General features: G+C 35.2%; 20 protein-coding genes. 18 read left to right on the top strand and 2 right to left on the bottom strand.

The genetic code is table 11. The features are described from left to right. The first annotated feature begins 89 nt into the window (after positions 1 to 89). From fur to NYE52_RS13680, 8 genes are all read left to right on the top strand, one after another. Positions 90 to 557 carry a ferric iron uptake transcriptional regulator gene (gene fur, locus NYE52_RS13715; protein ID WP_341193581.1) on the top strand — a complete coding sequence of 156 codons (468 nt, stop codon included), beginning with the start codon at positions 90 to 92 and terminating at the stop codon, positions 555 to 557. A gap of 184 nt (positions 558 to 741) precedes the next feature. Continuing rightward, positions 742 to 2,475 carry a methyl-accepting chemotaxis protein gene (locus NYE52_RS13710; protein WP_341193580.1) on the top strand — a complete coding sequence of 578 codons (1,734 nt, stop codon included), beginning with the start codon at positions 742 to 744 and terminating at the stop codon, positions 2,473 to 2,475. Further along, positions 2,468 to 3,517: a sugar ABC transporter substrate-binding protein gene (locus NYE52_RS13705; RefSeq protein ID WP_341193579.1), complete on the top strand. Its 1,050-nt coding sequence runs from the start codon at positions 2,468 to 2,470 to the stop codon at positions 3,515 to 3,517. Before NYE52_RS13710 ends, NYE52_RS13705 begins: the two co-directional genes overlap by 8 nt. Positions 3,518 to 3,773: 256 nt before the next feature. After that, the gene (locus tag NYE52_RS13700) at positions 3,774 to 4,007 is read left to right on the top strand and encodes a YqzK family protein (protein ID WP_341193578.1); all 234 of its coding nucleotides are present in this window, start codon (positions 3,774 to 3,776) and stop codon (positions 4,005 to 4,007) included. Positions 4,008 to 4,011: 4 nt separating this feature from the next. After that, complete coding sequence (xerD, locus tag NYE52_RS13695) at positions 4,012 to 4,905, top strand: site-specific tyrosine recombinase XerD (RefSeq protein ID WP_341193577.1); 894 nt, start codon at positions 4,012 to 4,014, stop codon at positions 4,903 to 4,905. A gap of 220 nt (positions 4,906 to 5,125) precedes the next feature. Next, positions 5,126 to 6,310 (top strand): phosphopentomutase, encoded by a 1,185-nt coding sequence (gene deoB, locus NYE52_RS13690; RefSeq protein WP_341193576.1) that lies wholly within the window; start codon positions 5,126 to 5,128, stop codon positions 6,308 to 6,310. Positions 6,311 to 6,322: 12 nt separating this feature from the next. Beyond that, positions 6,323 to 7,144: a purine-nucleoside phosphorylase gene (locus NYE52_RS13685; RefSeq protein ID WP_341193575.1), complete on the top strand. Its 822-nt coding sequence runs from the start codon at positions 6,323 to 6,325 to the stop codon at positions 7,142 to 7,144. Positions 7,145 to 7,322: 178 nt separating this feature from the next. Then, the gene (locus tag NYE52_RS13680; RefSeq protein WP_341193574.1) at positions 7,323 to 8,633 is read left to right on the top strand and encodes a pyrimidine-nucleoside phosphorylase; all 1,311 of its coding nucleotides are present in this window, start codon (positions 7,323 to 7,325) and stop codon (positions 8,631 to 8,633) included. A 53-nt stretch (positions 8,634 to 8,686) separates the two neighbouring features. On the opposite strand, the gene map is transcribed toward NYE52_RS13680, so the two are convergent. Next, entirely contained in the window at positions 8,687 to 9,433 is a 747-nt protein-coding gene (gene map, locus NYE52_RS13675; protein ID WP_341193573.1) for a type I methionyl aminopeptidase, read from the bottom strand. A 195-nt stretch (positions 9,434 to 9,628) separates the two neighbouring features. On the opposite strand from map, the gene NYE52_RS13670 reads away from it, so the two are divergent. From NYE52_RS13670 to NYE52_RS13625, 10 genes are all read left to right on the top strand, one after another. Further along, the gene (locus NYE52_RS13670) at positions 9,629 to 10,792 is read left to right on the top strand and encodes a D-alanyl-D-alanine carboxypeptidase family protein (protein WP_341193572.1); all 1,164 of its coding nucleotides are present in this window, start codon (positions 9,629 to 9,631) and stop codon (positions 10,790 to 10,792) included. A 132-nt stretch (positions 10,793 to 10,924) separates the two neighbouring features. Continuing rightward, positions 10,925 to 11,275 carry an anti-sigma F factor antagonist gene (spoIIAA, locus tag NYE52_RS13665; protein ID WP_341193571.1) on the top strand — a complete coding sequence of 117 codons (351 nt, stop codon included), beginning with the start codon at positions 10,925 to 10,927 and terminating at the stop codon, positions 11,273 to 11,275. 1 nt (position 11,276) lies between these two features. Further along, complete coding sequence (gene spoIIAB / locus NYE52_RS13660; protein WP_031537335.1) at positions 11,277 to 11,717, top strand: anti-sigma F factor; 441 nt, start codon at positions 11,277 to 11,279, stop codon at positions 11,715 to 11,717. A gap of 12 nt (positions 11,718 to 11,729) precedes the next feature. After that, positions 11,730 to 12,488, top strand: a complete 759-nt coding sequence (sigF, locus tag NYE52_RS13655; RefSeq protein WP_341193570.1) for an RNA polymerase sporulation sigma factor SigF — start codon at positions 11,730 to 11,732, stop codon at positions 12,486 to 12,488. Between the two features lie 242 nt (positions 12,489 to 12,730). Further along, positions 12,731 to 13,351 carry a stage V sporulation protein AA gene (locus NYE52_RS13650; RefSeq protein WP_341193569.1) on the top strand — a complete coding sequence of 207 codons (621 nt, stop codon included), beginning with the start codon at positions 12,731 to 12,733 and terminating at the stop codon, positions 13,349 to 13,351. After that, positions 13,341 to 13,760 (top strand): stage V sporulation protein AB, encoded by a 420-nt coding sequence (locus NYE52_RS13645; RefSeq protein WP_341193568.1) that lies wholly within the window; start codon positions 13,341 to 13,343, stop codon positions 13,758 to 13,760. Before NYE52_RS13650 ends, NYE52_RS13645 begins: the two co-directional genes overlap by 11 nt. A gap of 28 nt (positions 13,761 to 13,788) precedes the next feature. After that, positions 13,789 to 14,367: a stage V sporulation protein AE gene (locus NYE52_RS13640; RefSeq protein WP_341193567.1), complete on the top strand. Its 579-nt coding sequence runs from the start codon at positions 13,789 to 13,791 to the stop codon at positions 14,365 to 14,367. Next, the gene (locus NYE52_RS13635; RefSeq protein WP_341193566.1) at positions 14,351 to 15,829 is read left to right on the top strand and encodes a spore germination protein; all 1,479 of its coding nucleotides are present in this window, start codon (positions 14,351 to 14,353) and stop codon (positions 15,827 to 15,829) included. Before NYE52_RS13640 ends, NYE52_RS13635 begins: the two co-directional genes overlap by 17 nt. A 402-nt stretch (positions 15,830 to 16,231) precedes the next feature. After that, a complete protein-coding gene (gene lysA / locus NYE52_RS13630; RefSeq protein WP_341193565.1) occupies positions 16,232 to 17,560 on the top strand; it encodes a diaminopimelate decarboxylase in 1,329 nt (442 codons plus the stop codon). Between the two features lie 224 nt (positions 17,561 to 17,784). Continuing rightward, the gene (locus NYE52_RS13625) at positions 17,785 to 19,044 is read left to right on the top strand and encodes an IS110 family transposase (protein ID WP_341192356.1); all 1,260 of its coding nucleotides are present in this window, start codon (positions 17,785 to 17,787) and stop codon (positions 19,042 to 19,044) included. A gap of 727 nt (positions 19,045 to 19,771) precedes the next feature. On the opposite strand, the gene NYE52_RS13620 is transcribed toward NYE52_RS13625, so the two are convergent. Continuing rightward, positions 19,772 to 20,638, bottom strand: a complete 867-nt coding sequence (locus NYE52_RS13620) for a DUF1002 domain-containing protein (protein WP_341193564.1) — start codon at positions 20,636 to 20,638, stop codon at positions 19,772 to 19,774. Positions 20,639 to 21,055 lie beyond the last annotated feature (417 nt).

Below are 21,055 nucleotides of genomic sequence, written 5' to 3'. Positions count from 1 at the left end.
TTAATTGTTATTTATAATAATTTTTATTAGGATTCTTTTCCTACTTCTGTTATAATGAGATGGACAGTGGCTAGGGAGGGACTTTCGGAATGGAAAGTAGAATAGATAGAATAAAAAAGCTGTTGCATTCTTCGAGCTATAAATTAACTCCCCAAAGGGAAGCAACAGTTAGAGTATTATTAGAAAATGAAGAAGACCATCTTAGTGCAGAAGATGTATACTTACTCGTTAAAGAGAAATCTCCTGAAATTGGATTGGCAACCGTATATCGTACACTAGAACTACTAACGGAATTGAAAATTGTTGATAAAATAAATTTTGGTGACGGCGTTTCTAGATATGACTTGAGACAAGAAGGTGCAGCTCACTTTCATCACCATTTAGTATGTATTGAATGTGGAGCAGTAGATGAAATTCAAGAAGATTTACTAGGCGATGTAGAGAAATTAGTAGAGCGTGACTGGAATTTTAAAATTAAAGATCACCGTCTAACATTTCATGGTATTTGCCATCGTTGCACGGAAAAAAGTGAGGATGTTTCATCATCCGCAGACTAAACCTTTTCAAACGAGAAGGTTTTTTATTTTGCTTTTAAATACTAATTTCGAAGGGAGAGGAAGTAAGAATACGCAATGAAAAGCCTATTCTTGCATCCTTTCCCTTTCTGAAAAAATATACTGATATAATTTTATTTATAATTTCATCATGATGCCGATAGTAAAGAAGAATGGAGGGATTTCTTTGTTTACTAAATTTCGGTTAGAAAATATGAAAATCGGAAGTAAATACGGTGTTGTTTTTGCTATAACACTTGTTTTGTTTCTTGTTTCCTTACTAATTACTTATACATCATTGAATAAGATGGATTCTAATATAGTATCAGTAGGAGAAAAAAATAAAATTAGTGTTGATTCGATGGAATTGGTGGCAATTTTTCAAGAAAAATATACCCAAATTCCACTTTATTTTTTGAATGCAAATGATGAAATACTTAACACATACTTAGAGTTAAGTAAAAATTTCACATCTACAGCATTAGAGATAGAAACAACAATTAAAAATGAAGAAGGAAGAAAGCTATATCTACAAATCATTGAAAACAACCAAAAGATTGATGAAATCTTTTTTAACTCAGTTGTACCAAATGTAAGAGATTTTAATACTTCTGCTTATAAAGAATTAGAAAATCAAGTTCGGGAATTAGGAGAACAAGTAAATCAAAGTGGAGCAAAGTTAAATGAAATCGCTGCACAAGAAAATGATTTATCGATCTCAGAATCCAAATCGTTGGTAGGAAGAACAATATCTATCGTAACGATTCTAACTATATTTATTGTTTTAATTAGTATATTTTTATTAATTGTAATCAACAGAGGAGTGTCTAAAAGCTTAAGAAAAGTTATTCATGTGAGCGACTCTGTAGCACAAGGTAAATTAACGGAAAAACCTTTGGATGACAATTCTAAAGATGAAATAGGTATGTTATCTAAGTCTATTAATAAAATGGGAAGTAACCTAAAAGAAACGATACAAGGTATTGCTAATATGTCTTCTGTTTTAGACTCTAGAAGCACAGAGGTTGCTCAATCGACAAAAGAAGTGAGTTCAAGCATAGATTCTATTTCTACTACTGTTGAAGAATTAGTGGAAGGTGTTAACGTACAAGCTGATGCTGCAACTACAATTGCTGGGAATATGCAAGAATTCAATCAACAAATTATTATTGCGGATGATCATGCAAATGATTTAGTAAATACTTCTGCTATAGTATCAGCATCTAGCGAAAAAGGTAGCGAATTAATGACGAATTCGTTAGAACAAATGCATATTATCAATGAAATGGTATTGAGTAGTGTGGAAAAAATGAAGGTTTTAGAAACGGATACTTCTAATATTACAGAATTAGTTACTTTTATTAAATCTATAGCCGAACAAACCAATTTACTATCATTAAATGCTTCGATTGAAGCGGCTCGTGCTGGTGAAGCTGGTAAGGGATTTGCTGTTGTTGCAGAGGAAGTTCGTAAATTAGCAGCGCAAACATCTGATTCCATAAAGGATATTACTGATTTGGTTACATCTATTAGAGAAAACAGTGTTTCTTCATTAGAGCAATTACAAAAAGGATATGAAGAGGTAAACAAAGGTGCAGAACAAATTAAATTGACGGATGCATCCTTTAAAGAAATAATTGAAGGAATTTCTAATCTAACGAATAAATCGAAAAGTATTTCTTCTATTATTAGCAATTTTAAAAACACTAGTACAGATATCAGTTCAGCTGTAGAACAAATAGCGGCAGTATCTGAAGAATCAGTTGCTTCCTTTGAAGAAGTATCCGCTTCAATGAATCAACAAAACGACATGATGACTAGTATTTCTAAAAGCTTCACGGAACTTACTCAGATGGTAGAGGATATGAACAATATTATACAAAAATTTGAATTAGATAAGGGGGGAGAGAAAAATGCGTAATTCGATTAAAAAAGGTATGTTGGCTAGTATATTAATCGTTATTCTCTCCATCTTAGGTGCTTGTTCAACTGATGTGAAAGAAGAGGCTACTACACAAAAAGTGAAGTTAAGCCAAGATGACAGTAAAATTTATGTTGGATTTTCTTTAGATACTCTTGCTGAAGAGAGATGGTACAAAGATAAAGATGCTTTTGAAACAACGATAAAAGAACTAGGTGGAGAAGTAAAAACATTAGCTGCAAATGGGATAGATAGTGTACAAATTAAGCAAGCAGAGCTTTTAATTGCCGAAGGGGTAGATGTATTAGTTGTTGTTCCTCATAATGCGGATGTTGCTGCTGAAATTGTGGACAAGGCCCATAAAGCTAATGTAAAAGTCGTTTCCTATGATAGATTGATAAAAAATGCTGATGTAGATTACTATATTTCTTACGACAATAAAGAGGTAGGTAGATTACAAGCAAATGAAATTTTAAAAAAGGTGAATAAAGGGAATTTCGCCTATGTAGGTGGAGCAGAAACAGATAATAATGCTGTATTAATTAGAGAAGGCGCTTTGGAGGTGCTTCAACCGTATATGGATAAAGGACAAATTAAGCTTGTTTATGATAAATATACAGAGGGTTGGGAGCCTAAAAAAGCAGAAAATAATATGGTAGAGGCATTACAGCAACAAAAAGACAATATTCAGGGCGTAATTGCTGCAAATGATGGGACAGCTGGAGGCGTAATAAACGCTTTAGAAAAGAACAACTTAAATGTACCTGTTACTGGACAAGATGCAGAAGTAGCAGCAATTAAACGTATAGTTGCAGGAACGCAAGCAATGACGGTTTATAAGCCCATTCAACCATTAGCTAAAAATGCTGCAGAAATAGCAATGAAGATTGGAAAAAAAGAAAAAATAAACACAACTACTACTGTCCATAACGGCAAAATAGATGTTCCTTCTATTCTTTTAGTTCCTGTTGCAATTACTAAAGAAAATATAGAAGAAACAGTTATCAAAGATGAATTTATCAAAAAAGAAGAATTAGAATAATAATTTTTAACATAAGGCCTACACACTTCAGTTCTATTTCTATAGAACTAAGATGTTTAGACCTTTTTGATTTTATAAGTTAAGGTGCATAATAAAGATGCTCGAGAAAAACTGCAAAGGATTAAGCTAAGTATTCAACGCTTAACTCTTTAAATTATATTTCTATCCATTATAATAAGAATTATAGATCCATTAGGTATATTAATTGTCCAACCTGGCATAGCTTGTATTAGAGAAGCTATGGAGGGATTTTCGGATGAGAAAATGGACAAAAGCAATGTTTAATACATTAAAAGTGTTTCTGCTGTTCACAGGATGCACAATACTTTTTTATTATGCTATCGTTTGGTTTAATCAAGAATATCAACAGCTTCATCGTTATGATGAGCCATCAGGTTCTGCTATCAAGGTGAATGCTGACAATAATTTGGAAACAGAAAAATATTCATGGAGGGATCGAATATTCCTGTTTTATTTAAATGGGGAGTAATTGTATGGAAGATCAACTAAAAGATTTTATGCATTATTTACTAGTAGAAAAGGGCTTGGCAAGTAATACGCTTGTATCATACGAGAGAGATCTAAAAAGTTATATAAAGTATATGAAAAATGTGGAGAAATGTGATGTAAAAGAAATACAGCGTTCTCATATCATTCGTTTTTTAGGATTTTTAAAGGATCAAGGAAAATCATCTAAAACAATCGCTCGCCATATTGCATCCATTCGTGCGTTTCATCAATTTCTGTTTCGTGATCGAGTGCTGGAGGAGGATCCGACCATACATATTGAAACACCACAGGCAGAAAGAACATTACCAAAGGTTTTGTCAATGGAGGAAGTAGAAGCACTGCTTGATTTCCAACATAAAAATGATCACTATGGACTAAGGGATAAGGCTATGCTTGAACTTCTCTATGCAACTGGAATTCGTGTGAGTGAATTAATTAATTTAAATATGGATGATGTACATCTCACAATGGGATTTATCCGCTGTATTGGAAAAGGAAATAAAGAAAGAATTATTCCGATTGGTGGAGCGGCTACACGAGCATTAGAGGCATATTTAAATGGGGCGAGATCAGCATTTTTACAGCAAAAAAAATCGACGGAAAACTCCTTGTTCTTAAACCATCACGGAAACCGTTTAACGAGACAAGGCTTTTGGAAAATTTTAAAACGATTAGGTAAAGAAGCGCATATCGAAAAAGAAATAACGCCACACACATTAAGACATTCTTTTGCTACTCATTTATTGGAAAATGGTGCAGATTTAAGAGCCGTTCAGGAAATGCTTGGTCATGCCGATATTTCGACAACTCAGATTTATACACATGTAACAAAAACTAGATTGAAGGATGTATATAGTCAATTTCATCCACGAGCATAGAGCACTGTTAGCCTTAAATACAGTGTTCTTTTTTATTTTTTACAATAAAGAGGTATAATAAAGAGGGAAGTAGGATAACGATTTAAAATTCCCTAAAATGGATGAAAATATTGCTGAAAAAGATGTCAGACTTCTGACGATTATGCTATAATTTTTAAGGTTAATAAAGATACATACAGTAGGACAAAATAGGATATGAAATGGTAAAAGGAGGATAAAAATGTCTACATATAAATATAAACGCGTTTTCCTCGTTGTAATGGATTCAGTTGGAATTGGCGAAGCGCCTGATGCAGATAAATTTAATGATGTAGGTGCACATACATTAGGTCATATTGCTGAAAAAATGAACGGACTAAATATGCCGAATATGGCGAACCTTGGTCTAAGTAATATTGAAAAAATTGCTGGTGTAGAGCCCGCTGAAAAACCTCTTGCATATTATACAAAAATGCAGGAAGCATCGAATGGAAAAGATACAATGACTGGTCACTGGGAAATAATGGGCCTTAATATTGAAACGCCATTCCGTGTATTCCCAGACGGATTTCCAGACGAGTTACTAAATGAAATTGAAGCAAAATCAGGACGTAAAATTATCGGGAATAAACCAGCAAGTGGAACAGAAATATTGGATGAATTAGGCGAAGAGCATATGAAAACTGGTGCTTTAATCGTTTATACATCAGCAGATTCGGTGCTTCAAATTGCTGCTCATGAAGAAATTGTACCATTAGATGAGTTATATCGTATTTGTGAATTAGCAAGAGAATTAACACTTGATGAGAAATATATGGTTGGACGCGTTATTGCTAGACCATTTGTTGGAGAGCCAGGAAACTTTAAACGAACTGCAAATCGTCATGATTATGCATTAAAACCATTTGATCGTACAGTGATGAATGAATTAAAAGATAATAATATCGAGAGTATTGCAATTGGGAAAATCTCTGATATCTATGATGGAGAAGGAGTTACAAAGTCGCTCAGAACCGTTTCAAACATGGATGGTATGGACAAACTGGTAGATACGTTAAAGATGGATTTTACTGGTTTAAGCTTCTTGAACTTAGTAGATTTTGATGCTTTATTTGGACATAGAAGAGATCCTATTGGTTATGGAAAAGCTTTAGAAGAATATGATGCTAGACTTCCAGAAGTATTTGAATTACTGAAGAATGATGATTTATTAATTATTACAGCAGACCATGGTAATGATCCTATTCATCATGGAACAGATCATACAAGAGAATACGTGCCATTATTAGTGTATAGTAAAGGATTAAAGGAACCGAAGGAATTGCCACTTCGTCATACATTTGCTGATATTGGTGCAACTGTTGCAGACAATTTTGGTGTTAAATTGCCTAAGCATGGAACTAGCTTCTTAAATGACTTAATATAAGGGGAAATATAAATGAATTATAGAATGATTAAACAATCAGCGGATTTCTTAAAACAAAAATATGCAAACACTCCTAAAATTGGATTGATTCTTGGCTCTGGATTAGGTGTTCTGGCAGAGGAAATTGAAAATCCAGTCAAAATACCATATGAAGATATACCTGAATTTCCTGTATCTACAGTAGAAGGACATGCAGGTCAGCTTGTATTTGGAACAATTAATGGGATGGAAGTAGTGGCAATGCAGGGGCGTTTTCATTTCTATGAAGGCTATTCCTTTGATAAAGTAACTTTTCCAGTTCGAGTAATGAAAGAACTAGGTGTGGAAAAATTAATTGTAACGAACGCAGCTGGTGGAGTAAATGAAAACTTTGCACCAGGAGACTTAATGCTAATCTCTGATCATATTAATAATATGGGAACAAACCCATTAATCGGACCCAATGACAGCAAATTAGGAGTTCGTTTCTCTGATATGTCAGTGGCATACTGCAAAAACCTTCGTGAAACAGCACGCAATGTAGCAAGTAGAATTGGATTAAATGTGCAAGAGGGTGTCTATGTTGGAAACACTGGTCCATCCTATGAGACACCAGCAGAAGTGAAAATGCTACGCATATTAGGTGGAGATGCAGTCGGCATGTCAACCGTACCAGAAGTAATTGTAGCTCGTCATGCAGGTCTTAAAGTCTTAGGTATTTCTTGTATTTCGAATATGGCAGCAGGTATTCTTGATCAACCACTTAATCACGAAGAAGTAATGGAAACAACAGAAAAAGTAAAAGCAAACTTTCTTCAATATGTAAAAGAATTGATTAAAGAAATCGGTGCATAATTGACTAGTTAAAATAGAGAGTTACCATTTGAACATCGGTTTTAAGTGGTAGCTCTTTACCATTATAAATTATTACACCGTTTACATAATTATAATCCTTGAGATATACAGTAACGAGACTTTAATTTTTGTAATGTAAAGAGAAATGATTTCAATACATAATGAAGGAGATTCAATTATGGCATTAAGAATGGTCGACTTAATCGAGAAGAAAAGAGACGGTTTAGAATTAACAAAAGAAGAAATAGCATTTATCATCAAAGGATATACAGAAGGTAGTATACCTGATTATCAAATGAGTGCTTTTGCTATGGCAGTATTTTTTCAAGATATGACAGAATCGGAACGTGCAGAGCTGACGATGGCGATGGTTCATTCAGGAGATATCATTGATTTAACCGCTATCGAAGGAATTAAAGTAGATAAGCACTCAACTGGAGGAGTTGGTGATACAACAACTTTAGTATTAGGACCATTAGTAGCTGCTGTAGGTGTTCCAGTAGCGAAAATGAGTGGAAGAGGATTAGGACATACGGGTGGAACAATCGATAAATTAGAAGCAGTAAAAGGATTTCACGTTGAAATAGAAAAAGAAGCGTTTATTGACTTAGTAAATAAAAATAAATTAGCGGTAATCGGACAAAGTGGTAACCTCACTCCTGCGGATAAAAAGTTATATGCTTTAAGAGATGTAACCGCAACCGTTAATAGTATCCCTTTAATTGCTAGCAGTATTATGAGTAAGAAAATTGCAGCAGGTGCAGATGCCATTTGCTTAGATGTGAAAACGGGTGCTGGAGCATTTATGAAAACATTAGATGCTTCAAGAGAGCTTGCAGAAGCAATGGTTAGAATAGGAAATAATGTTGGTAGAAAAACAATGGCTGTGATTTCTGATATGAGTCAGCCTTTAGGCTATGCAATTGGTAATGCATTAGAAGTAAAAGAGGCAATTGATACATTAAATGGTAATGGTCCAGAAGATTTGACAGAATTATGTTTAACATTAGGTAGCCATATGGTGTACTTAGCTGGTAAAGCGGAGTCTACAGATAAGGCGAGAGAAATGCTACAAGAGGTAATAGATAATGGCAAAGCACTTGAAACATTTAAACTTTTCTTAAGTTCCCAAGGTGGCGATGCAACGGTTGTAGACAATACAGATTTATTACCAAAGGCCAATTATATAATCGAACTCCCAGCAAAAGAATCTGGCTATGTCGCAGAAATAACTGCTGATAGCATTGGAACAGCTGCTATGCTATTAGGTGCTGGCAGAGCAACAAAAGAGTCTGAAATTGATCTTGCAGTAGGTTTAGTTTTACGCAAGAAAATCGGTGATAAAGTGGAGGCAGGCGAATCACTTGTTACGATCTATAGTAATACTGAAGATATCCATGATGTAACCAAAAAATTGTATGAAAACATGAAGCTTTCGCCAAATGAAATAAAAGCTCCTACTTTGATTTATGAAGTAATTACTGATTAACAATATAACACCCCCAATGGTAAGATACAGTCCATTGGGGGTGTATTAATTTATTATTGTTTTGTTAAAATAACTGGTCCATCTGCAGTAATGGCTAAAGTATGCTCATATTGAGCAGAAAGACTGCCATCCACTGTTCGTGCTGTCCAGCCATCTAAGTCTACTTTTGCATGATACATCCCAGTATTCAACATCGGTTCAATGGTAATAACCATTCCTTCTTTTAAGTGCGTTCCTACATTTGGTGGACCATAGTGTGGTATCTGTGGAAGCTCGTGCATTTCTTTACCAATAGCATGACCCACAAAGTCTCGAACTACACCATATCCTTTTTCTTCAGCGAACGTTTGAATGGCATGGGAGATATCTCCCACTCGGTTTCCAACCACTGCTTGTTCTATTCCTATGTATAAGGCTTCTTCTGTTGTTTTTAATAAGTTTTTCGCTTCTTCTGAGACATTTCCTACTGCGTAAGACCACGCAGAATCAGCAAGCCACCCATCTAAGTTTACTACCATATCTATAGTTACAATATCTCCATCTTTTAAGGTTGTTTTGGAAGGGAAACCGTGACAGATGACATCATTAATGGATGCACAAGTTGCAAATGGATAACCGTGGTAGCCTTTCTGTTCAGGAATGGCTCCTCTTTGTAATATAAAGTTTTCGGCAAAAGCATCGATTTCTTCGGTAGTAATTCCTGGTTTAATTAACTTTTTAATTTCTTTATGACAATCAGCAAGAATTTCTCCTGCTTTTTTCATTTTTTCAATTTGCTCAGGTGTTTTTAAATGAATCAAATAAATTCTCCTCCTTTTATCTCTATTCATTATACCCTAGAACCACACTTGGAATCTAACTACTCATACTGGAAACTATACTCTCCACTTACTTGTTTAGAGCTATTCAAATTATTTTATGAATATTCCTCATTGGCTGTATAAACTTATCTTTTTTGGAAAAAATGGAGGCTATATAGAATGGAGGGTCAATAGATGAAACGCATCATATCAATGTTAATCATTACCTGTTTTCTAACATCAATTTTGGCACCAAGCACATTAGCTGCTGAGAAAAAGCAAGAATTAGTTGATAATGTAAAATCAGCCATTTTAATTGATCGAGATACAGGAACAATTATGTATGAAAAAAATAGCGAGGAAAAACTTCCCCCAGCAAGTATGACAAAAATTATGACGATGCTACTTATCATGGAAGCAATTGATCAGGGGAAATTAAAGCTAGATGAAAAAATACGTACAAGTGAGCATGCGGCGTCTATGGGAGGCTCACAAATTTTCCTTGAACCAGGAGAAGAAATGACAACAGAGGAAATGCTAAAAGGGATTGCCATCGGTTCAGGAAATGATGCCGCAGTTGCTGTTGCTGAAAGATTAGCAGGCTCTGAAGATGAATTCGTTAATTTAATGAATAAAAAAGCGAAAGAACTAGGGTTAGAAAGTACTAAGTTTCAAAATGTCACAGGATTACCGGTAGAAGATCATTACAGTTCTGCAAAAGATATGGCACTTATGGCAAAAGAGCTATTGAAATATGAAGATATTACAAAATTCACCGGTACGTATGAAGATTATTTAAGAGAAGATACAGATAAAAAGTTTTGGCTTGTGAATACAAATCGTCTTGTTAAGTTTTACCCAGGAGTAGACGGATTAAAAACGGGATTTACAGCTGAAGCGAAATACTGTTTAACAGCAACTGCTATGAAGAATGGAATGCGTGTAATTGCAGTTGTTTTCGGTGCGCCAACATCGAAAGAAAGAAATGCACAGGTGACAAAAATGCTTGATTATGCATTTAGTCAATATGAAACACATCCATTGCATAAACGGGAAGAAGCAATTGGAAAAGTGAAAGTAAGTAAGGGCTCAGAAAAAGAAATAACCGCTGTTACAAGCGAACCTATTTCCATCCTTACTAAAAAAGGAGAGAAAATAGATAAATTAGAAAAAGTAATCACCATGAATAAAAACGTAAAAGCTCCAATCGAAAAAGGACAGGAAATTGGAAAAATTACCTATAAGCAAGATGGCAAAACATTAGTAACAAGTCCATTAGTTGCACAAAAAGAAGTAAAGCAAGCAAAATGGTGGACATTGTTTAAACGTTCAGCAGGTATGTTTACAAAAACTGAATAGTATTTTTCCTATTGTCGAATCAATTATTATTCCTTCTTTTTTTAGCGAATGAACACTAGTTTTGTCTGTGGAGAAGGAAATGCCTTATGAATCTAGAATAGTTTCTTTAAACCAAATAAGGAGGCTATTCTTGTGAGTCTTAATATTGAGTTGGAAGTAAAAAATAATGTACTTTGTATACGTCTATCTGGGGAATTGGATCATCACTATGCAGAAGAATTGCGTACAAAAGCAACTACTGCCATAGAGAGCTATAATATTCGTCACATTGTATTAAATCTTGAACAATTATCCTTCATGGACAGTTCTGGCTTAGGTGTCATCTTGGGTAGATATAAACAAATAAAGCAGCTTGGAGGAGAAATGGTGATTTGTGCTATTTCCCCTAGTGTGCAGCGCTTGTTTGATATGTCGGGCATGTTTAAAATTATGAAGCTAGAAACAAATGAGGAATTTGCCCTACAACGATTGGGGGTAGCTTAAGATGAGAAATGAAATGCATATTCAATTTAGTGCTCTTAGCCAGAATGAATCTTTTGCACGTGTGACAGTAGCAGCTTTTATAGCTCAGCTTGATCCAACAATGGATGAATTAACAGAAATTAAAACAGTTGTATCAGAAGCAGTAACAAACTGTATTATTCATGGCTATGAAAATGATCCAAGTGGAATTGTTTATATTTCTGTTATATTAGAAGATTCATACATTGATTTAACCATCAGAGATGAAGGGAAAGGAATTTTCGATGTAGAGGAAGCAAGACAACCATTATTTACGACAAAGCCAGAGCTTGAACGATCTGGTATGGGATTCACCATCATGGAAAACTTTATGGATGATATCGAAATTCAGTCAAGTCCAGATAGCGGAACAGAGATTCGTCTGCGTAAGCATTTAATGAATAGCAAAATGCTGAGCAATTAAGGAGAATCGTCTATGGATGTGGAGGTAAAGAAAGATAAGAAGGAAACGTATCTAAAAGACCATGAAGTCAAAGACTTAATAAAACGAAGCCAAGATGGAGATCATTCAGCAAGAGATACAATCGTTCAGAAAAATATGCGTCTTGTTTGGTCAGTCGTGCAAAGATTTTTAAATAGAGGCTATGATCCAGATGATTTATTTCAAATTGGATGTATTGGTCTATTAAAATCCGTTGATAAATTTGATTTAAGCTATGATGTAAAATTTTCTACCTATGCTGTTCCCATGATTATTGGAGAAATTCAACGATTTATTCGTGATGATGGAACGGTAAAGGTTAGCAGATCGTTAAAAGAATTAAGCAACAAAATTCGTAAGGCGAAGGACGAACTATCTAAGCAATATGGCAGAACACCAACAGTCGGGGAACTTTCCGAGTATTTAGATATACCTCCAGAAGATATCGTTCTCGCGCAAGAGGCAGCTAGAACGCCATCCTCCATTCATGAAACGGTTTATGAAAATGATGGGGATCCCATTACTTTATTGGATCAAATCGATGATGGCAATGAAGGGAAATGGTTTGATAAGATAGCTCTCCAGGAAGCAATCCGTGAATTGGATGAAAGAGAACGTCTGATTGTTTATTTAAGATATTATAAAGATCAGACCCAGTCAGAAGTAGCTACAAGACTAGGTATTTCCCAAGTTCAGGTTTCCAGGCTGGAGAAAAAAATATTATTGCAAATGAAAGAACAGATGGATCTTTAAATCGAAAAAAGTCGGCACTCTTCATAAGAGGATGCTGACTTTTTTTGTTATGTACTTTGGATAACTAGGAAAACTAATGATGAAGAAATGGGATGTTAATGAAGTGAAATGAAAGCTATTATTTCAAATCCATAGTAATATAACTTTCAGAAAAAATTACCATTTGAAAGTCTATCATATTTTTACCAAGAATATCGAATAATACAGTCATGAGGAAAACAATGTGTTAGGACGTGGAACCTTTGGCAGAGACTATATATATTCGTATGAGACATCGAATTCAAAAAAAGTCCGATGAACGGATTTTCCTGAAGGATTTAGCGCAAATTATTGCAACAGAACAATTACTGTCGTCGCTTAAAAATCTATGTCTTTACCATATTACAGAGCAGGACAAGAATATCATCATTATTGATAGTACGCAGGTTATTCGGGAGATAAAAAAACAATATAAAGATCTGGAAATACAACTGATTGGACCAGCGCAAACAATCATAGAAGTTGTTTTTGCAAAGAAGAAAGTAACGCTTCCTTTTTTTATTTTAGTATGGCTATTGCTTTTTATTGGATCTGGTTTAACCATTATGAATTTCCATGAAGATGTAAGTATGCAGACTGTTCATCAGCGCATTTTTAAGATGATTACTGGTAAGGAAATAGAAAAACCATTAATTTTTCAGATTCCATATTCTATTGGATTAGGACTTGGAATGGTCATATTTTTTAACCATGTGTTTAAAAAGCGGCTTAATGAAGAACCAAGCCCATTGGAGGTAGAAGTGTTTAATTATCAGCAGTCCTTAGATCAATACATGATTATGCATGAAAATAAAGAAAGTATAAAAAAATTGGATGATCATTAGTATCCTATTTGTCATCTTTGTAGGCTTGGCTTGGGGAATTACAGTTGGTGCTGGATATGTTGCTTTTTTAACGGTTTTTGGCATTATTCCTAGGCTAACACAGTTGACGAAAACTTTCAGTAAAATATATGCATATGAATGGGCTGCTGTATTGGGAGCTGTAATGGGAACCCTTGCTTTTTTACAAGAACCTACTTTTTCTTTACCAGCTTTTCTACTTATTCTAATGGGATTGGCAGATGGAATTTATGTGGGAATGATTGCCGCAGCATTAACAGAGGTGCTAGATGTATTCCCTCTTTTAGCTAAAAGAATTGGAATAGACGATCGACTATTAGTTTTAATGATGGCTCTTGTTTTTGGTAAAATCTTTGGCTCCTTGTTTCATTGGATTTATTTTATTCCATAATATTAGAAACAGAAAGGAAGTATAAAGAATGGAAAATAGGAGAAAAGTAATCCTTATAACTGATGGTGATGAGTATGCCAAGAGAGCCGTTGAGATTGTAGCAAAGGAAGTAGGTGGAAGATGTATATCCACTTCATTTGGCAACCCTAGCCATCATAGTGGCAAGGAGATTTTGCATCTCATTAAGCAAGCTAAAAATGATCCTGTTTTAGTTATGTTTGATGATAGTGGGTTTGTTGGAGAAGGTACTGGTGAAAAAGCTTTGAAATACATAGCAACGCATCCTGATTTAGAAGTGTTGGGCGTGATTGCAGTGGCAAGCAGAACAAGAAGAGAGGAATGGACGAAAGTGGATGTTTCCATTGACCAGGATGGAGAATTAACCCCTTATGGTGTCGACAAATATGGAATTCCAGAAATTGAATTAGGGAGAGTGAATGGAGATACCGTATATGTTTTGGATGAATTAAATTTACCTCTCGTTGTTGGTATCGGTGACATTGGAAAAATGGGAAAAAAAGACTCTTATGAAAAAGGGGCACCAATTACGAGAAAAGCAGTGGAATATATTTTAGAAAGAAGTGGTTTTCATGAGCAGCAAGACTGAAAAGCAGGATCAGATATTTGAAGACTTAGAAAAAGTCGAAAAATATATGAAGGATCGAGTCGGACTTGGAACAAGCTTTGACTTAGGCGTTCGTAAAATAAAGGTAATGCGAAAACAAGTCCATTTATATTATGTTAATGGACTTTGTGATAGTGTTTTAATTGCTGAATTGTTAGAACAGCTATTATTCTTAAATGATACAGATAGAAAATCACAGGCAAGTAATATATTTGATATTGTTGAAAATCAAATTGTGCACCAAAGTGTCCAGCCAATTGAGAAAATGGATGAATTGGTAGATCAAGTACTTTCTGGGTTAATTGCCATTGTAGTAGAAGGCTATAATCATGGGTTAGTTGTAGATGTAAGGAGTTACCCAGGTAGAATGCCTCAAGAACCAGACACAGAAAAGGTAGTTCGTGGTTCAAGGGACGGATTTGTCGAGAATATTATTGTAAATACAGCAATAACAAGAAGAAGAATTAGAGATGAGCGCCTTCGCTTTGAAATTATGAGAGTAGGAGAGCGTTCCAAAACGGACATTGCTGTTGGGTATATTGATGGAATAGCAGATCCCGATTTAGTGGAAATCGTCAAAAAAGAACTGCAAAATATAAAAGCAGATGGATTAACGATGGCTGATAAGACAATTGAAGAATTTTTATTAAAGCAAAGCTATAATCCGTATCCTCTTGTTAGATATACAGAAAGGGCGGACGTAGCAGCTACTCATTTACTTGAAGGACATGTGATTATATATGTTGATACATCGCCAAGTGTTATTATAACACCCGCAACCTTTTTCCATCATTTGCAGCATGCAGAAGAATATAGGCAAGCGCCCATGATTGGAACCTTTGTAAGATGGGTCAGATTCATTGGTGTTTTTGCTTCGATTTTTTTCCTTCCTCTTTGGTTTTTGGTAGTATTGGAGCCATCTCTCTTACCGGAGAGGATAGCTTTTATAGGTCCAAATGAAACTACAAATATTCCTATTGTTGTGCAAATTTTCATTGCAGATCTCGGATTGGAATTCTTGAGGATAGCGGCCATTCACACGCCAACACCGTTATCTACCGCAATGGGTTTAATTGCTGCAGTCCTTATTGGACAAATTGCAATTGATGTAGGTTTATTTGTTCCAGAGGTTATTCTTTATGTGTCAGTCGCAGCAATTGGTAATTTTGCTACACCTAGTTATGAGTTGGGAATTGCCAATAAAATTGTTCGATTAATTTTATTGATAGTAGTAGCCATCTTCCATACACCAGGATTTTTAATTGGAATGACGCTCTACCTCTTGTTCCTTATTCGTACAAGAACGTTAAATGTACCTTATTTATGGCCGTTTATCCCTTTCTATCCAAAAGCCTTTGCTCAAATTCTTGTACGCCGTACGGTTCCGGGCAACAAAATTAGACCAAGCCATTTACATCCACAAGATCGATTTAAACAGCCTTAAGAAGGAAAAAAATATCCCTTTTTAAACATTAAAGAGAAAACGGGCAGATTATTCTATCTTATAGAGATTAGATAAACTGCCCGTTCTCTTTGCTAAAATTAGAGGATCAACTATTGAGAATTACCTGAAATTATGGTACATTTGGATAATTAAAGTAAGCTATTAATAATGTGAAACTTCATTCATTGAAGGGAAAGACCTACCTATGAATGCTAGTTGAATCAATCGTGATTTTATGAGCTGTATTCCTCTTGAATCTTTTTTAATCGTGATTTTATGGTGTGTGTTACGGCCTTCTTGCGGGATAAAAATAAGTTTCACAACAGACAAGTGCTTCCTTTAGACTGTCTGTTTTTAATAGAGGAGCATTTTAATAATTTATGGAAGAATAGAGGGGAATCAATGCACTATTACGGAACTTCAAAAGTAAATGATGCCGGTCATCTTGAAATAGGCGGAGTAGATACGCTCGTATTAGTCGAAAAATTTGGAACACCAGTCTACATTTATGATGTTGAATTAATTAGAGAAAGAGCTAGAGGGTTTAAGCAAACGTTTGACCAATTAGGAGTGAAAGCCCAAGTTGCCTATGCAAGTAAAGCTTTTTCTACGATTGCAATGGTTCAACTAGCAAATGAAGAAGGCTTATCATTAGATGTTGTTTCTGGTGGTGAATTATATACAGCTATTGCTGCTGATTTCCCTGTAGAAAGAATACATTTTCATGGGAATAATAAAAGCAAAGATGAACTATTGATGGCAATTGATTATAAGATCGGTTGTATTGTCGTTGATAATTTTTATGAGCTTGAAATGCTTCAGCAACTATGTGAAGACAAAAAAACAAAAATGTCTATTCTATTAAGGGTAACACCTGGTATTGAAGCACATACACATGACTATATATTAACAGGCCAGGAAGATTCAAAATTTGGATTTGACTTGCAAAATGGACAAGCAGAAGCTGCTTTATTAAAAGCAAAAGAGTCACCCTTTTTAGAATTATTAGGGCTTCATTGCCATATTGGCTCCCAGATTTTTGATACAACAGGTTTCGTGCTTGCTGCCAAAAAAATAATGACACATTTAACAGAGTGGAAAACAAACCATGGGTTTGAGTCTCAAGTATTAAATTTAGGTGGTGGATTTGGTATTCGTTATACCGCAGAAGACCAACCAATAAAGCCTGCTGAATATGTAGAAGTAATCATCAAAGAAGTAAAAGAGCAAGTAAGCCATTTGAACATGAAAATGCCCGAAATATGGATTGAGCCAGGAAGATCGCTAGTAGGTGATGCTGGTACTACACTATATCAAATTGGTTCACGTAAAGAAGTCCCTAATGTTAGAAATTATTTGGCGATTGATGGGGGGATGAGTGACAACATCCGCCCGGCTTTATATCAAGCAAAGTATGAAGCGGTTCTTGCAAATAAGCCTCTCCAAGCACCAGATGAAACTGTTTCGATTGCAGGAAAATGCTGTGAATCAGGAGATATGCTTATTTGGGACTTACCTTTACCAAAAGCAGATGACAAAGATGTTCTTGCTGTTTTCTGTACAGGTGCATATGGGTATTCCATGGCAAATAATTATAATCGAATCCCGAGACCGCCAGTTGTGTTTGTGGAAAACGGGGAAGCAAGATTAGTTGTGAAAAGAGAATCATTTGAAGATTTATTACGATTAGATTTACCGTTTAAAGAAGCGGCAGCTTCTTTGAAAAAATAATGTAGAAAACATACTAAGATTAGTGGGTAAGGTCATCGACGGATGACTTTGCCCACTATTTTTCTTTTTTAAGTTATAGTGAGAAGTGAAAGAAAGCTCGACCAGCCTCAGGGATCTCGAATCCGAATGATAAACGGAGCTTCTTCGCTTTCATTTTTGAATCAGCTTTAAGTATGTTGGGGCCAAAGAGCTCGTGTATAGGAAATTGGAATCGAAATGAATAAGTGAAGATCTTTCAAAATGATAAAGAAGAGAGAGGAAAAACATTGGAATTAATTATTGCTTTAGATATTTCTATGGGGAAAAGTTACAAAGTCTTATATGACGGTCAAACATGTCTTTCAGAAGGGGAAATACTTCACAATAAGTTTGGGTTTCAAGCATTACTGGAAGAGATTCATAGCCTTCCAGAAGAACCTAAAATTGTTTTCGAATCAACTGGTATATATTCGAAGCCAGTGGAGACCTTTTGTCAGAAAAACAATTTAACCTATTTCTTATTAAATCCTCTGGAAGCCAAGAAACAACTAGAACAGGGAACACTCAGAAGCTGGAAAACAGACAAACATGATGCCCATAAATTAGCACAAATTCATCCATTTGTGGATCGATCAGAAAAAGTACAACAACCTGAAATTTATACAGAACTTCGTGATCTTTCGCGCTTTTATCAAGAAATAGAAGGACAAATAAAACATACTCGGATGTACTTGCACCATGCACTTCAAGTAAGCTTTCCGGAGCTTGAACGATTCTTTTCCAGTAGAGTAACACCTTATGCTTTAACACTAATAGAGTTATTTCCACATCCTGAATTAGTATTACAGACAAGTAGAACCAAGATTAAAAATTTATTGATGAAAACTACGCATAAGAAGATATCAGAAAATCGAGCTATGGAGAAGGCGAAGTTAATCATTGAATACGCGCAAGAATCTTATCCAGCTGTTTCACCAGATAGTGTTCCAACTCAAAAAGTTCAATATTATGCACGACAACTTCTTCATCTATTAGAGGAGAAAAAAATGGTTTCCGAACAATTAATTGTGAAGGCCCGACAACTTTCGGAATTCCAGTTACTTACTAGCTTTCCTGGCATTGGGGAGATTAGCGCAGCACTCCTTATTGGTGAGATAGGCGATCTGTCACGCTTTTCTAATCATAAAAAAGTGAACGCCTTTATCGGCATAGATATTAGAAGGTATCAATCTGGTAAATATGCAGGTCAAGACCATATCAATAAACGTGGAAATCCAAAAGGAAGAAAAGTCTTATATCTTATCGTTAAGAACATGATACGCCAACAAAAAGCTGCCCCCAATCATATTGTGGATTATTATTATAAATTAAAAAAGCAACCTCAGGCCAAAAAGGACAGGGTTGCCACTGTAGCTTGCATGAACAAGCTATTGAAATGTATCTATTCCATGGTCAGGAACAATACAAAGTACGAATACTCGTACACGGTCTCTAAGGACCAATAACACATAAAAAGTATACCACACAATACCTCAGTTTGAAAAATTTAATAGAATAGCTGAGGTTATTTGTCATGCTCAAAAATAGTACTATCAAGTTCAAATATTTTTTAATAACTACTTGACTAATCGTAGGAAAGAGGCTGGGACATAAGTATTCCAGCCCAGGTGAAAGCCAAACAATTACACGAAATTTCGTATGATTGTTTGGCTTTTTAATTAGCTTTTTAAAAAGCTGTTTCAGTTGGATCACCCGCAGCCTGAATACACTCCGCTTTCCGTGGGGCTCGCGCTGAGCCGCTTCGGCCTTTGGCCTGCAGGGTCTCAGGCTGTCTCGCTAATCCCACAGGAGTCTACGTGTATTCAGGCTGCTTCATATCTCCTACTAATTTATTTTTTATTAAAAAAACAATATTTTTTTAGGAAATTGCCTTTAATAACGGAGTGGAATGGAGCGGAAAACACTCGACTCCTGCGGGAAATAGAGGAAAGGCTGAGACCCCACAGGCGAAGCCGAGGAGGCTCAGCTTCCTCCCCGCGGAAAGCGAGTGTTTGTAGCGCAATGGAACAAAATAGTTTATACACCTGACTATATTTAAAACATAAATAACCATTGTATAAAAGGAACCTTTATTTAAGCGCTAAATTAGAGATTGTTCGTCTTTACAGATTGGCTATTTAGTTTTTTCCCAGCCTCTTTTCTCTTTTAAACGACTACAATGCAATTAAATCTTTAGGAAAAGAAAGATTTGATTGCATCCACGATACTGGCAAATACTTCTTTAATCTTTGCTAGAAAACCTTTTCCTTCTTCACTTTCCAAATAGCCAGTCAGTTTATCCTTTGCATCATTAAGTTGATTTCCTACTTGATTCCAGTCTATGTTAAGCTCTTTTAGTTTATTAAAGAAAGAAATAAGGCTCTGTAACTGTTCATCTGTTAAAGTAATATTTAATTCTTTAGCAGAATCTTGAATAATTGTTTGTACTTCTTCCACGGTCTGCGGTTTTTCCTCTGCTATCTGTTCTTTAATTTTTGCCATTAAAGCAGTAGCTTCTTCTTTTCCAATATCCTCGCCTAGATTAGCTGTTTCTACCATCTCTTCATTTGCAGCCTGTTTTACGTCTTCTGGAATTACTGTATCAGTTGAAACTTCATATGCTTTAATAATACCTGTTAAGGCAGCTGTGCCTGAAACCTCGATTGGTGCGGTAATATAAATTTTCGCATCCTTTATCCCGGCAGTAATCAATGCATTAATGTACATTTCATCGGTTACCCAGTTAATATTTTTCGTTGTCACTTGAATACCAGTACCTTTGTCCCCCATTGTAATGGCAGAAGAAGATATAGCTCTAGTACCAATTAACGATTTTGAGATATAATTTCCTAGATATTGATGTTCCTCTTGGTTGGAAACAGTTATAATTTCAACACCCTCTGGAGCATTCATTTCTGTTAATAAAAGTTGTTTTTGTTCCGCTGTTAAATTTTCTCCGAGGGTAACAATCATATCGCCAACCGCGACATCTGCATACGCTGGAATTGGTAGTAATAGTAAGAAAGTAAGTACCATAAGTAGAATTTTATTTTTTTTCATTATTTCCCTCCTGTTTTTTCCTTCTGATGTATTAGTTCAAAAGTAGTTTATATGCTTATCATTTAAAATAGCATATTTTTACATAATGTAAAGTAACTACATCTAATAGACGAATTTTATTAGTAAATGGTTTCCTATTATAGTCATAATGTTTTCTTCCCTTTATTATTCACCATAAATCGTTAAATAATAAAGATTTATGTAGCTTTTTTGTGTATGCGTGCATATCTTATATAGTATTAAATAAAGTTATGTTATTAAAATATGAATATTTTGCTTATCGTTTATCGTTATTCGAAAGTTTTTTTTATGGAAAGATGAGGTTCGTTGTGTGCGATTACATCTGTATAAACGTAAGTAGGGAGGGCTAATGGAAATTTCAGAAAATCCTGTAAGTGATTCAAAGAAATATTATTC

The organism is Niallia sp. FSL W8-0635 (assembly GCF_038007965.1).
GTDB lineage: Bacteria > Bacillota > Bacilli > Bacillales > Cytobacillaceae > Niallia.
Note: the sequence above shows the minus strand (reverse complement) of the source record. Positions and strands in the feature narration are given on the sequence as shown.

Bases quoted from the DNA above. Each gene is read 5' to 3' on its own strand.
- NYE52_RS13620 (WP_341193564.1), bottom strand. From the start codon at position 20,638: ATGAAAAAAAATAAAATTCTACTTATGGTACTTACTTTCTTACTATTA.
- NYE52_RS13700 (WP_341193578.1), top strand. From the start codon at position 3,774: ATGAGAAAATGGACAAAAGCAATGTTTAATACATTAAAAGTGTTTCTG.
- fur (WP_341193581.1), top strand. From the start codon at position 90: ATGGAAAGTAGAATAGATAGAATAAAAAAGCTGTTGCATTCTTCGAGC.
- spoIIAB (WP_031537335.1), top strand. From the start codon at position 11,277: ATGAGAAATGAAATGCATATTCAATTTAGTGCTCTTAGCCAGAATGAA.
- deoB (WP_341193576.1), top strand. From the start codon at position 5,126: ATGTCTACATATAAATATAAACGCGTTTTCCTCGTTGTAATGGATTCA.
- sigF (WP_341193570.1), top strand. From the start codon at position 11,730: ATGGATGTGGAGGTAAAGAAAGATAAGAAGGAAACGTATCTAAAAGAC.
- NYE52_RS13685 (WP_341193575.1), top strand. From the start codon at position 6,323: ATGAATTATAGAATGATTAAACAATCAGCGGATTTCTTAAAACAAAAA.
- xerD (WP_341193577.1), top strand. From the start codon at position 4,012: ATGGAAGATCAACTAAAAGATTTTATGCATTATTTACTAGTAGAAAAG.
- NYE52_RS13670 (WP_341193572.1), top strand. From the start codon at position 9,629: ATGAAACGCATCATATCAATGTTAATCATTACCTGTTTTCTAACATCA.
- NYE52_RS13645 (WP_341193568.1), top strand. From the start codon at position 13,341: ATGATCATTAGTATCCTATTTGTCATCTTTGTAGGCTTGGCTTGGGGA.
- lysA (WP_341193565.1), top strand. From the start codon at position 16,232: ATGCACTATTACGGAACTTCAAAAGTAAATGATGCCGGTCATCTTGAA.
- NYE52_RS13635 (WP_341193566.1), top strand. From the start codon at position 14,351: ATGAGCAGCAAGACTGAAAAGCAGGATCAGATATTTGAAGACTTAGAA.
- NYE52_RS13640 (WP_341193567.1), top strand. From the start codon at position 13,789: ATGGAAAATAGGAGAAAAGTAATCCTTATAACTGATGGTGATGAGTAT.
- NYE52_RS13705 (WP_341193579.1), top strand. From the start codon at position 2,468: ATGCGTAATTCGATTAAAAAAGGTATGTTGGCTAGTATATTAATCGTT.
- NYE52_RS13680 (WP_341193574.1), top strand. From the start codon at position 7,323: ATGGCATTAAGAATGGTCGACTTAATCGAGAAGAAAAGAGACGGTTTA.